Genomic DNA, 13,537 nt, shown 5'->3' with positions numbered 1-13,537 from the left:
AGCCGCGAGTGGCGGCGATGTGAATGAGGGGGGAACGAGGTGTCAGCACGTCGTACTGCAGGCCTTACGGCATCGCACGGCGACTGCACGACAGGTTCGGGTCAGTGCCGAGCCCCCGAGCCACGCCGGCGTAGGACGAGCGGGGGAACGAGGATGGCCCCGACCAGCAGCAGAGCCGCCGCGAGCATGACGTACGCCTGCGGTCCCCACCCTCCCTCCGCGATCGTGAAGGGCAGTGACGTCGCGGCGTTCACCGCTCCGCCTCCGGAGACCAGGTTGCCGTTGGCGTCGTAGACCGGTTCCGAGCCGGCCGCCTGAGCACCCGCGGCTGCGGCTGGATCGGTGGTCGTGGTGGTGCCGGCTCCCGCGTCGGCGCTGCTGGCCCCGCCCGAGACGCCGCCCGATCCCGTCGCGTCCGTCGCCTCCTGGGCACCACCCGTTCCTTCGACGCACTGCGTCGGGCCGCGCTTGTCGCAGTCCGGAGGGTTGGGGGCGGTTGCGGCGAGCTGATTGTTCGACGGAGAGTCGCCCGCTTTGAAGGTGGGGTTGTTGCAGGCGCTGAAATCGATCCCTCCGCCCGAACCCGGAATGGAGGACATCACGTCCGACCCGGCCTGCACCAGATTCATCGGGAGCGGCGAGTATCCCAGGGCCGAAGCCTGCTGCTGACCCTCGCACAGCATGTAGGAGATGAATTTCCCGAGGGTCTTGCCCTTCTTCTCCGTGAAGGTCTTGTTGAGCGCGGTCGGCACGATCATGTACGAGTAGCTCGACATGGGGTACGAGCGCGGGTCACCGCTGTTGTAGACGCCGTCGAGATTCTGGGTGAGGTCGGCGTTGATACCCGCCGACATCAGGGCCACGGCGACGGACTGGAACGTCGGCTCGACGTAATAGCCCGCGTTGTTCAAGACCTTGGCGACGGGGAAGCCGGACTTCATCGCATAGGAGTACTCGACGTAGGTGATGGCTCCTTCGCCGTAGTCCTGGGAGACATACCCGGCGACGCCCAGAGAACCGCTCTGCCCCTTGAACGAGGCGTTGACCTGCGGGAACTGCGAGCGCATGCCCTGGGTCCAGATGGTGCCGAACTGCTTGCTCATCCACAGGGTGAACTGCGCGCTCGTGCCGGAACCGTCGGAACGGTACACAGGGGTGATGTCGCGGTCCGGCATCGCGAGGGCAGGATTGTCCGCCTGGATGGCGGCGTCGTTCCACTTCGAGATCTGTCCGGAGAAGATCTTCGCGATCACCTCCCCCGACAGGCGAAGATTGGTGACTCTCTTTCCCCCGATTTTCAGGTTGTACATCAGGGAGGTACCACCGGCGACGATCGGCATGTACTTGTACGGCGGCATGCCGCTCTCGGGCGTCGGGTTGTCAGGCGTCGACTCCGTCTGGAACGGGATCTCACTGACGGCGAAGTCCACCGTCTGCTTGATGAACTCGGATCGGCCGGCGCTCGACCCGCTGGCCGAGTAGTTGATCGTCATGCCGTAATTGCTCGCGACATTCTTCCGCCATTGCGCGAGGGCATTCTCCGACCAGGTCGAGCCGGAGCCCGTGATCGTGACGTACTCCTCGGCGTGCGCGGGTGTCGGTGAGAGCGCGACGAGGGAGACGACCGCGAGCACCGCGGCGACCCGGGCGAGGCGGGAGCGGACATTCACGACGGGTTCTCCTCGGTCGGTGCGGTGGAACGTTTCGTGAGGGCGCGTGCGTTCAGGCGCCACTCCAGGTCCTTCGGGGGGCGTCCCTGCGGGGGCCGGGTGCGACGGTCGGCGCGGGATGCCGGCACGTCGGCGCCCTCGATGCGGCGGAGGTCGCGGGTGGATGCCGCCGCCGCGGCACGGCGCTGACGATCCGAGAGCTGCCCGGGTCCGCGCCCGCCGATCAGACGAGCGATCATGAACAGCGTCAGCACGAGCAGGACGAGAGTCGCCGCGGCGCCGAAGCCGCGGGCGATCATGCTCGGCTCCGGCGACTTGACGAAGTCGAACACCTGCAGCGGCAGCGAGATCATCGGCCCCGAGAACGGGTTGACGTTCATCTCCGCCGTCACACCGGAGGTCAGCAGCACGGGCGAGGTCTCGCCGATCCCGCGCGCGGTGCCGAGAATGACGGCGGTGACGAGCCCCGAGCGCGAGGTGGGCAGCACGACGCTCCACACCGTCCGCCACCGGCTCGTCCCCAGCGCGTACGACGCCTCGCGCAGGTTGTTCGGCACCAGCCGCAGCACCACGTCGGACGCCCGGATGATGATCGGCAGCATCATGACGCTGATGGCGAGGGATGCCGCGAACCCCGAGCGCTGGTTCGTGATGAGCGTCACGACGGCGGCGTAGACGAACAGCCCCGCGACGATCGAGGGGAGCGCCGTCATGGCATCCGAGATGGTCCGGACGAAACGGGCGAACGGACCGCCGATCTCGTTGAGGAACACCGCCGTGGTGATGCCGAGGGGGATGGTGATGACCAGGGCGATGCCGATCTGGATCAGGGTCCCGACGATCGCGTGGGTGATCCCACCCATCGTGAGCGGATCGAGCGGGCCGGCGAGCTTCATCGTCTCGGTGAAGAAGTTGAGGTGGAACAGCGCCGACGATCCGCGCCCGAGGGTGAAGAAGACCACGAACGTCAGCGCGCCCAGCAGCACGACGCCGGCCGAGTAGAAGAGCGCGGTCATCACCCGCTCGCTGACGGCGAGGCGGTCGGCGCGCATCGACGTCATCACGGCATAGATCCCGAGGAAGGCGATGAACGACAGCACGATCCAGCCGACGACGCCCGTCATGGGGGTCAGCCACCCGAACATGAGGGTGGAGACGGCGACGGCGGCGGCCGCGCTGCCGATGAGGTCGAAACGATCGCCGAACGGAACGGAGCGCACGTCGCGCCGCGCGCCGACGGCGCCCGTCCGCCGTGGGAGGGACGTTCGCGGCGGCTCGACCGACGGCTGGTCGTCGAGGGGCATCGGGGGCGCCTCGGGCGTGATGATGGCCATCAGTTGCTCTCCGCCCCGGACCTGCTGCGCGCGACGATCGTCGACGCGGTGAAGTTGACGATGAGGGTGATGATGAACAGCACCAGCCCCGCGGCCATCAGTGCCGACAGGCCGAACTGACTGGCCTCGCCGTATCTCAGCGCGATGAGCGCCGACACCGAGTTCGTTCCCGTCTTCAGCAGCTGCGTGTTGATGGTGAAGATCGGCGAGATGATCATCACGACGGCGATCGTCTCGCCCAGGGCGCGACCCAGGCCCAGCATCGTTCCGCCGATGATCCCGCCGCGGCCGAACGGCAGGACGACGGCGCGGATCATCCCCCACCGCGTCGAGCCGAGCGCCAAGGCTCCCTCGCGTTCACCGAGGGGCGCCTGCGAGAACGCCTCGCGCATGACGGAGGTCTGTGTCGGAACCACCATCAGCGCCACGACGATTCCGGCGATGAAGGCCGACGACGTGAAGGCACCGGCCTCCGTCAGACGCGCACCCGCCGGATCGGTCACCTGGAACAGGGGGATCCATCCGAAGTAGATCGAGATCCACTGGGCGACGGGGATGACGCCCGACTGCAGGAAGAACACCCCCCACAGGCCGAAGACCACGCTCGGGACGGCCGCCATCAGATCGACCATCGTCACCAGGAAGCCCCGCACCGTCACCGGCGCGATCTCGCTGATGAGCAGGGCCGTCCCCATGGCGAGCGGCACCGAGACGGCCATGGCGACGAGAGCGATCGTCACCGTGCCGAAGAGCACCGCCGCCACACCGAACGTGCCCGTTTCGGGCGACCACTCCTGAGTGGTCAGGAACGACGGGCCCGCGACGGCGAGCGCATCGCCGGCGCGCGCGGTGAGGAAGACGCCCACCGCCAGCATGATCGCCACGGTGATCGCTCCCGCGGCGTAGGAGGTGGTGCGGAACACACGGTCGGCCACCACGGGTGCGCTCTTCAGCGACCGCGGGGTCGGCTTCGTGACCGGTGGCAGCACCTCCGTCATGGTGTCCGTCATGCGCCCTCCATCGATCGCGTTCGGCGCCGCCCACACCCTCGGCGCTCGCCCTCGGATGACGAGGCGATCACGGGGCGCCGGTCGACCGGCCGAGTCGCGATGTGCTCGCTCACTCTGGTGCCGGCTCGGGGTGACCGGCAGTGGCGAGGCTAGGAGCCGGTCGTGAATGGCGACCCCCGCGGTCGGCCACACCGCCTGGCGCGGCGGTGAACGAGAAAGGACCGGAGGTGAACGACGGACGTCACGTCCCGTGATCAGCGCGGGGCGACCGTCGGCGTGGGGGTGATCGAGGACGTCGGCGAGGGTGTCGGAGTCGTCGAGACCGGGGTGGCCTGCGGCATCGCGAGCGAGATGGTCACCCCGCTGCCGAGGTGGAGGGTCGATCCGCTCGCCGGCTCCATCGCCGCCACCGTCCCGGCCGGCCGGTCGGAGAAGACCGTCGTCTGTGTCGGTGCGAAGCCCGCGGCCCGTAGCGTCGACACCGCCGCTGCGGCATCCATCCCCGACACCTCGGGGACGACGTTGGATCCGGATGCCACGACCAGCCGCACGGCCGTCCCCCTCGGTGCCGTCACCCCCGGCGGCGGGTCGGACGCCAGCACCGTGCCCGCGGCCTGCGCCGACGGCTGCTCGACGATGTCGCCGACGTCGAACCCGGCAGCCACCAGGGCGGCCCGGGCGTCGGCCACCGTGGTGGCGGCGGGCACCACGGACTCCGCCGCCGGCGCCGGGGTGTCGACCACGGGAGCGGGCGGCGGCGAGGGCGCCGTCGCCGCGGTCGGCGGGGCGAACGTCGCGACGTGGCTCGTCGGTGCAGCTCGGCCGGCGCCGGCGACCAGGGGCACCACCGTGGCGACCGCCGCGAGCAGGACGACCACGGCCAGGATCGTCCCCCCGCCCGGGCCCGACCGATCGGAGACGGATGCCGCGTTGCCGGCGGGCGCGGCGCCGCCTGCCGGCGGCGTGCTGGCTGCGGGCGCCGCCGCCGTCCGGAGATCGGGCGGGGCCGACGGTCGCGTTCCCGCCGAGGCGGCGACCCGCGTTCGGGCGACGGGCGGCCGGCGCGTCGTCGTGGCCGCGAGGATCGTGTCGCGCATCTCGGCGGCATCCGTGAAGCGGTCGCCCGGTTCCTTCAGCAGCGCCCGGACGACGACGCGATCCAGCTCGGAAGGGATGCCGCGGACCGCCACCGAGGGCACGGGGGGCGGCGCGTACAGGTGCGCACGCACCAGGGCCGCCCGGTCGTCGCCCGAGAAGGGTGGGCGACCGGTCAGCGCGAAATACAGCAGTCCCCCGGCCTGGTAGAGGTCGCCCGCGGGGCCGACCGAGCGGCCGCTCAGCTGTTCCGGCGAGGCGTATTCGGCGTTCGCGACCACGCCCGAGGTCGCCGCCGTGACGGAGCTGCGCAGCACGTCGTCGCCGAGCGCCGTCGCGCCCACCGCGTCGGCCAGGCCGAAGTCCAGCAGCGTCGCACGCGGCTTGCCGTCGTCGTCGATGTGGATCATCACGTTCGCCGGCGACACATCGCGGTGCACGACACCCGCGGCGTGCACGGCACCGAGGGCGTCGAGAAGATCGCGGACGACGGACACCGCGTCCGCGACGGCGAGGGCGCCCGACTCGCGCACGCGCTCGGCGAGGCTGACCCCGGGAAGGAGACTCTGCGCGATCCATGCGATCGTGCCGCCGTGGTCTTCGAACGTGCCCAGGTCGATCACCGACACGATCCCCGGGTGCGACACGCGGGCGGCCCGTCGCGCCTCGAGGAGGAAGGCGTCGCGGACGAGCTCGCTCCGCGAGAGGTGCGGGTGCAGCAGTTTCACGGCCACCATCTCGCCGCTGCGCTCGTCACGCGCCGAGAACACCGACGCCGTGCCCCCGGAACCGAGGAGCCCACCCAGGCGGAAGCGCCCCGCGACGAGGCCCGGGCGACAGTCGGTCACCGATCAACTCCGAGCGCGCCGGGCGCGCGCCCCTGCCGCAACGTCATGCGCTCGGGACCGATATGCGCGAGCGCCGCCCCGACTCGGTCCCGATGCTCACGCCGCGGACCACCTCGGCCGAACTCAGCACGACCACCGCTGCGCGGCCCGCCGCCGCGGCCTCACCGGATGACTCGTACCATCGCGCTGCGGTGGCGACCGGCTGACCGTCGCGGCGCAGCACCCACGCGTGCTTCGTCGCCGCCGGACCGCGGACCGGCGACGCGTGGAGCTCGCTCGCGCGGGATTGCTCGGCCAGCGCGGTCTCGACGGCCACCTCGGGCGAGGCGAACACACTGGCGCACCGGGCCAGCTCGCGGTTGTTCGTGGCCAGCAGCCGCCACACGCCGAAGACGCCGACCGGCGACGTCGACGTCGGCGACACCCGAGGCGCAAGCGTGTCGTCGGGGAGCAGCTGCGACCGGAACATCAGCCACGCGGCGAGCCGCGGGTCGCGTACCGACCGGAAGGTGTCGAAGATGATGCGCCCGCGACGCACGCGCGGGTCGGCGAGCTGTTCGCTCACGGAAAGGGCCCCTGTCTGACGGTCCTGCGCGCCGGCTTTCGGGTCGCTCGGCACTGTTCCGCAGAGAAGAAGGTGCTCCCCACGCGTTGCCGCGGCACGATCAACGCGTGAACGAGCGGTTCACCACGCCGCAACGGTTCGCGGTAGCGGGCGGCGCGTGTCGGCGCGAGCGTGTGCGGGCTACCGGGGGCGGCGAGATCGAGCTCCAGAGAAAGCGCGAGGCTCAGGCGGGCGCGCGGCGAGAGCTCGACCGGGGCGGCAGCGCAGCCGGACATCTCAGGGCACGCGGGGTGAGGTCGACCGACGCGGCAGCGCAGCCGAACGCGTCAGATCGAGCGACGGCCCTCGAAGGCCCGCCCGAGCGTGACCTCGTCGGCGTACTCGAGATCGCCGCCGACGGGCAGACCGGATGCCAGACGGGTGACGCGGATCTCGAGCGTGTGCAGGAGCCGGCTCAGATACGTGGCCGTGGCCTCGCCCTCGAGGTTCGGATTGGTCGCGAGGATGACCTCCTGCACCGTGCCGTCGGCGAGCCGCTGCATGAGTTGCGTGATGCGCAGGTCGTCGGGGCCGATGCCGGCAATGGGGCTGATCGCGCCGCCGAGCACGTGGTAAAGCCCGCGGAACTCCCGCGTGCGCTCGATCGACGAGACGTCTTTCGCGTCTTCGACGACGCAGATGAGGACGGGGTTGCGACGCGGGTCGCGGCAGATCGAGCACCGGTCCTGCTCCGACACATTGCCGCAGATCTCGCAGAACTTCACCTTGTCGCGGATCTCGCCGAGCAGCGTGGATAGCCGCGAGACGTCGAACGAGGGCGACTGCAGGATGTGGAACGCGATGCGCTGCGCCGACTTCGGGCCGATGCCGGGGAGGCGCCCGAACTCGTCGATCAGGTCTTGCACGATGCCGTCGTACATCAGTTGAACCTCGTCGGGGGCTCGTAGGGCTCATCGCGGACGTACGTGGCACCCAATACCTGTCGGATGACCGCCTCGCCGTAGCGCTGGACCCCGCCGCTCAGCGGCGTCATGCGCGGCACGACGACCGGGGGAAGAGGCGCCTCGACGTCGTCGGCCGGCGGGATGACGTCGTCATCGTCGACCTCCTCGGGCGCGGGCACCGAGGGAGTGACCTCGCGCGCCGGCAGCACGATCCCGGGGTGTACGGCGACGGGTGCGGGAGAGGCTGCGGCCTCGTCGGGCTCGTCGTCGACGGCGAGCGCGGTGGATCCGGAGACCGTGGCCGAAAGCGCGCTCGGCACGAGGCCGCCCGAACCGGCGGCTGAGAACGCCGGGGTGGTGGACCCGTCGGCGGACGGGATCGGCGCCACCGCCCACTCGGTCACGGACGCGGCGTACGGCGCCGACGAGCGAGAGGCGGGCGCGCCTGTCGTCGCTCCGCCGCGCGGGGCGGTGTCCGTCCCCGTTGGAGAGGACGGCGCGGGGGTGCGCGGGGGTGCGCCCGGGCCGGCGCCGCCCGGACCCTCGCCCTCAAGGCGTGCGAGGTACTTGACGCGTACGCCGAGGACGGTGTGGATGGCCTGACGCAGGTCTTCGCTCGGACCGCCGTCGGCGGCGCGGGTCTTGAAGGCGGTGAGATCACCGGCGGTGCGGAACGACAGGGTCAGCACCTCGTCATCGAAGGCACGGACCGTGGCCGTCGACACCACGAGCCAGGAGGCGCGGCTCGCGACTTCGAGTTGCCCGAGCACCTCCGGCCACGCATCGCGCACGTGCCCGAGCTCGATCGGGCCGACGGGCGTGACCGGCGGAGTCGGAGCGGAGGGCTCGAGGGGCGAGGTGTCGTCGGAGCCGGCGTCGACCTCGGACGCATCGTCCACCTCCGCTCGGGAGGGGGCGGTCGCCGCGGCGCGGTCGCGGGACGACGGAGCAGGCGCGTCAGCGACCGCCCCCGCCGTCTCCGGGGTCGGAGCCGCATCGAAGGGGTGCTCATCATCGCCGGTGGAGGGGGATGTCGTCATCTCGTCCACGCGCGCGGTCGCCGCGTCGGGGGCCGGGTCGTTCGCGGCAGCGGAGCGCGCGGGCGAGGCGGGAGGCGCCGGGGACGCAGGCGCCGCCGGGGAGACCGGGGTGGACGCACGTTCGTCGACCACCGGGATGTCGTTCTGCCCGGGCACCGAACGCACGGCCGGATCGTTCGCCACAGGCACGGCCGGGTCATTCGGCACGGGCACGGCCGGATCGTTCGGCACGGGCACGGCGGGGGCGTTCGGCGCGGGCACGGCGCGGTCGCCCGTGGGCTCCGGCTCGTCGTAGGGGGGCGGCGCGTCGTCGTCGGTGAACGGCGGCGGGGCGCCGTCGTCGAACGACTCCGGACCGACCGGTTGCGGACGTGCCGACGGTCGCTCGGTGGCGCGGGAGGAGACCGGGTCGACAGGCCGCGCGGCCACGCCGTCGGGAGGCGCGATCGCCGGAGACGCGACGCTCGGCGCGGTGACGCCAGGTGCCGCGACGTCGGGTGATGCCACTCTCGGCGCGGCGACACCGGGCGCGGCGATGTCGGGTGATGCCACCGCGGGCGTCGCCCGGTCGGCTGACCGGGGCGGGGTCGCACCCGGGGAGGCGATTCGCGGTGCTCCCGCGCTCGACGCGGGAGCGGTCGGCGACGCGACAGACGGCGACGCCACGCGCGACCCGGCGCCCGGCGCCGCGATCGCCGGAGAGGCGAAGGCCGTCGGTGTCGCGGGATCCGTCGCCCCCGGCGCCGCGACATCGGCGGCGGGGGACGCGGGACGACCCGTCGCGGGCGCCAGCTGCGGAGGGGCGGATGACGCGCCCCGAGCCGCCTCGTGGTCATGGGCGGCGCCCGGCGACGTGCCATGGGACACCCCGGCGTGGGTCAAGACGCGCGCGACGAGGAGTTCGAGCTGCAGACGCGGCGACGTCGCGCCCGTCATCTCGTCGAGCGCGGCCACCACGAGGTCGGCCGTGCGAGAGAGCCGGTGCGCCCCGAACGCGATGGCCTGACGGGCCATGCGCTCGAGCTCGTCGTCGGGCACGCCCCGGAGCACGGCGGACGCACCGGCACCGGTCGCCGCGACGATGATGAGATCGCGCAGACGCTCGAGCAGGTCGTCGACGAAACGGCGCGGGTCTTGCCCCGTCTGCACGACCCGGTCGACGGCCGAGAAGGCTCCCCCGCCGTCGTTCGCGGCGAACGCGTCGACGACCTCGTCGAGGAGTTCGGAATGCGTGTAACCCAGCAGGGCGACGGCCCGCTCGTAGCGGACCACGACCTGCCCCGCGGGCTCGGCCTCGGACCCGGACGACGGATCGGACCCCGCGATGAGCTGGTCGAGCAGAGACAGCGTGTCACGCGGCGATCCCCCGCCGGCGCGGACGACGAGCGGGAGCACGCCGGCCTCGACGCCGACACCCTCGGTTTCGCACAGCTCTTGGACGTACTCGAGCATCGCCGCGGGGGGCACGAGACGGAAGGGGTAATGGTGGGTGCGCGAGCGGATGGTGCCGAGCACCTTCTCGGGCTCCGTGGTGGCGAAGATGAATTTCACGTGAGCGGGCGGCTCTTCGACGAGCTTGAGCAGGGCGTTGAAGCCCTGCTGCGTGACCATGTGGGCCTCGTCGAGGATGAAGATCTTGAACCGATCGCGAGCCGGCGCGAAGATGGCGCGCTCCCGCAGATCGCGGGCGTCGTCGACACCGTTGTGGCTGGCGGCGTCGATTTCGACGACGTCGAGGGATCCCCCGCCGCCGCGGCCCAGCTCGACGCAACTGTCGCACGTGCCGCAGGGGGTGTCGGTGGGGCCCGCCGCGCAGTTGAGGCAGCGGGCGAGAATGCGGGCGGACGTGGTCTTTCCGCAGCCGCGCGGACCCGAGAACAGGTAGGCGTGACCCACGCGATCACTGCGCAGGGCGGTCATGAGCGGCTCGGTCACCTGCGACTGCCCGATCATCTCGCCGAACGCCTCGGGGCGGTATCGGCGGTACAGGGCTGTCGTCACCAGAACAGCCTACGGCGTCCCTCCGACATCGCCTCCGTGGCATCCTTCTCCCGCGTGCGGCGGCCGCCGCGCACTCGATCCGGCACCTCCGTTTCCGGCCCTCGACGCCGACTTCGTCAGCACCCCGGCGCCATGAGAACAGGAGATCCCGCCACAGCAGGACGATCCGCGCGCATCTCCCCCTGTCCCCACCGAATCCCCTGCCCTCGACGACGACAGACGCCCACGTGCCGGACCCCGGCTCGGCACCTCGACGCCGACTTCGGCAGCATCCCGCCGCCACGAGACAGGCGATCCCGCCACAACAGGACGATCCGCGGGCATCTCCCCCTGTCCCCACCGAATCCCCTGCTCTCGACGACGACAGACGCCCGCGTGCCGGACCCCCGCTCTCGACGCACCCGCGATGCCGCACCAGCAATGCCTCACCAGCGGCCCGGACACGCCGAACGCGGCGACCCCCTCGTGAAGGGAGCCGCCGCGTCCGGGAATTCAGAACCCGCCGTCGAGGCCGACCGCGATGGGCGCGTCGTCGTCGCCGACGACCGGGATCGCCGTGGTGACGATGGGCACCGAGGCCGACAGCAGCGATCCGTCCTCGCGCACGGAGCCCTCGAGCTGTCGGATCGACGGGCGTCCGGGGCGCACCGGCCCTTGGCCGTGCAGCGGCACGCGCACCGTCTCGCCGGGGGCGACGGTGTAATCGACGTCGCGCACGGCGAAGGCCACGGGCTCTCCCTCGCTCCCGGCCCGCAGCGTCAGAGCGTGGGCCGTCAGGGTGATGTCGAGGCGCGTGCCGTGCCAGTGCAGCACGTACGACAGCTCCGGCCAGTCTGCCGGCAGGCGCGGGTCGAACGTGAGTCGACCGAAGTGGTCGCGCATGCCGCCGAACCCGCTGATCAGAGCCGTCCACACCCCGCCGGCCGAGGCCACGTGCACCCCGTCGGCCGCGTTGTGGTGCAGGTCACCGAGATCGACGAAAGCAGCCTGCCGGAAGTACTCCAGGGCAAGGTCCTGGTAGCCCACCTCGGCGGCGAGGATCGACTGCACGACCGCCGACAGCGTGGAGTCACCGGTCGTGAGCGGGTCGTAGTACTCGAAGTCGGCGAGCTTCTCGGCATCCGTGAAGTGGTTTCCCTGCAGGAACAGGGCGAGCACGACGTCGGCCTGCTTGAGCACCTGGTAGCGGTAGATCACCAGCGGGTGGAAGTGCAGCAGCAGCGGCCGCTGGTCGGGCGGGGTGTTCTCGAGGTCCCAGATCTCGCGCTCGAGGAACACGGCGTCTTGCGGGTGGATGCCGAGGGCCTCGCTGAAGGGGATGTGCATCGCCTCGGCCGCGCGGTCCCAGCGCTCGGGCTCGGAAGGGTCGAGATTCATGCGCTCGGCCATGTGCGCGTACGCGTCGGGGTCGTTTTCGGCGAGGTCGCGAACGGTGCGAGCGGCGAAGCGGAGATTGAACCGCGCCATCACGTTGGTGAACAGGTTGTCGTTGACGACGGTGGTGTACTCGTCGGGTCCCGTGACGCCGTGGATGTGGAACGAGTCGTGCTCGCCGTCGTCGGCTGCGTCGCTCGATCGCCAGAAACCGAGGGTGGACCACAGTCGCGCGGTGTCGACGGCGATGTCCACGCCCTCGCGGGCGAGGAATTCCTCGTCGCCCGTCGCCCGCACGTACTTGGCCAGGGCGAAGGCGACGTCGGCGTTGATGTGGTACTGCGCGGTGCCGGCGGCGTAGTACGCCGAGGCCTCTTCGCCGTTGATCGTGCGCCAGGGGAACAGCGCCCCCGCCTCGTTCAGCTGGTGCGCGCGCTTTCTCGCCGCGGGCAGCATCAGATACCGCATCCGCAGGGCGTTTCGGGCCCAGAGCGGCGACGTGTACGCCAAGAAGGGCAGCACGTACACCTCGGTGTCCCAGAAGTAGTGCCCGCTGTAGCCCGAGCCGGTCACGCCCTTGGCCGGAACGCCCTGCCCGTCCGCGCGGGCCGCCGCCTGGGCGAGCTGGAACAGGCACCAGCGGGTGGCCTGCTGCAGGTCTCCGTGTCCGCCGATGCGCACGTCGGAGCGATCCCAGAAGTCGGCGTACCAGGCGATCTGCTGGGCGAACAGTCCCTCGATGCCCGTCTCGACCGCGCGGTCGAGCGTGCGACGGCACCGGTCGAGCAGTTCACCCGTGGGCACACCCCGGGAGGTGTGGTAGCTGACGAGCTTGGTGATCGTGGTGGGAACACCGGCTCGGGCCTGCACGCGGTACACGTTCTTGGCGATGTCGGGCTCGACGAGCTGGCGTGAGGTGTACTCGTTCGCCGTGTCGACGAGGTGGTCGGCAATGACGGCGAGCGTCATGTTGGACTCGCTGACCTCGTAGCTCAGGGCCGAGCGGTTGCCGTCCTGCCAGTACTCCCGCGGCTGGAGCACACGGTCACTGAGCTTCTCGGTCTTTCGAGGGTCGAATCCGGACTGCTTGGATGCCATCGGCGATCCGCCGTAGATCCCCTCGCCGTCCTGACGGTTCAGCAGCTGGCTGCTCACGGTGACGGGCGCATCGGCGTCGAGCACGGTCACGGTGAGACGGAGCACCGCGAGATGCTTCTCGTCGAACGAGACGAAGCGCTCGTCTTCGATGCGCACGCGCTTGCCGGAGGGGGTGACCCACAGGAGGTTGCGGCGGAGGATCCCCTGGCGCATGTCGAGCACGCGCTCGTACTCGCGCACGTCGGCGACGTCGAGGGAGAGCGGCTCGTCGTCGACGTAGACGCGCAGCACCTTGGCATCCGGTGCGTTGATGATGGTCTGGCCGACCTCGGCGAATCCGTAGGCCTGCTCGGCGTGACGGATGGGGAACGTCTCGTGGAACCCGTTGATGTACGTGCCCTGCTCGAGGGCGAAACGGCCCTCGATCGAATTGCCACGCAGGCCCAGATAGCCGTTGCCGACGGAGAAGAGGGTCTCGGTGACCCCCACGTCGTCGAGCGAGAACTGCGTTTCGACGAGGCGCCACTCGTCGACGGGGAAACGATCGCGATCGATCAT

General features: G+C 71.0%; 8 protein-coding genes. All 8 read right to left on the bottom strand.

The genetic code is table 11. From position 1 onward, the window contains the following. Positions 1-101 precede the first annotated feature (101 nt). The gene (gene pstS / locus MT347_RS13240) at positions 102-1,670 is read right to left on the bottom strand and encodes a phosphate ABC transporter substrate-binding protein PstS (protein WP_243501654.1); all 1,569 of its coding nucleotides are present in this window, start codon (positions 1,668-1,670) and stop codon (positions 102-104) included. Beyond that, entirely contained in the window at positions 1,667-3,004 is a 1,338-nt protein-coding gene (gene pstA, locus MT347_RS13235) for a phosphate ABC transporter permease PstA (RefSeq protein WP_243501653.1), read from the bottom strand. Before pstA ends, pstS begins: the two co-directional genes overlap by 4 nt. Further along, positions 3,004-4,014, bottom strand: coding sequence for a phosphate ABC transporter permease subunit PstC (pstC, locus tag MT347_RS13230; RefSeq protein ID WP_243501652.1), 1,011 nt, complete (start codon positions 4,012-4,014; stop codon positions 3,004-3,006). The genes pstA and pstC overlap by 1 nt, the downstream gene beginning before the upstream one ends. 254 nt (positions 4,015-4,268) lie before the next feature. Continuing rightward, complete coding sequence (locus MT347_RS13225) at positions 4,269-5,957, bottom strand: PASTA domain-containing protein (RefSeq protein WP_243501651.1); 1,689 nt, start codon at positions 5,955-5,957, stop codon at positions 4,269-4,271. Between the two features lie 43 nt (positions 5,958-6,000). Then, entirely contained in the window at positions 6,001-6,522 is a 522-nt protein-coding gene (locus MT347_RS13220) for a hypothetical protein (RefSeq protein WP_243501650.1), read from the bottom strand. A 326-nt stretch (positions 6,523-6,848) separates the two neighbouring features. Further along, complete coding sequence (gene recR, locus MT347_RS13215) at positions 6,849-7,442, bottom strand: recombination mediator RecR (RefSeq protein ID WP_243501649.1); 594 nt, start codon at positions 7,440-7,442, stop codon at positions 6,849-6,851. Then, on the bottom strand, positions 7,442-10,507 hold the full coding sequence (locus tag MT347_RS18555) for a DNA polymerase III subunit gamma and tau (protein WP_374206539.1): 3,066 nt from the start codon (positions 10,505-10,507) through the stop codon (positions 7,442-7,444). The genes recR and MT347_RS18555 overlap by 1 nt, the downstream gene beginning before the upstream one ends. A gap of 492 nt (positions 10,508-10,999) precedes the next feature. Next, the gene (locus tag MT347_RS13205; RefSeq protein WP_243501648.1) at positions 11,000-13,537 is read right to left on the bottom strand and encodes a glycoside hydrolase family 65 protein; all 2,538 of its coding nucleotides are present in this window, start codon (positions 13,535-13,537) and stop codon (positions 11,000-11,002) included.

Origin of the sequence: Microbacterium sp. VKM Ac-2923 (assembly GCF_022815605.1) — a bacterium.
Taxonomy (GTDB): domain Bacteria; phylum Actinomycetota; class Actinomycetes; order Actinomycetales; family Microbacteriaceae; genus Microbacterium.
Note: the sequence above shows the minus strand (reverse complement) of the source record. Positions and strands in the feature narration are given on the sequence as shown.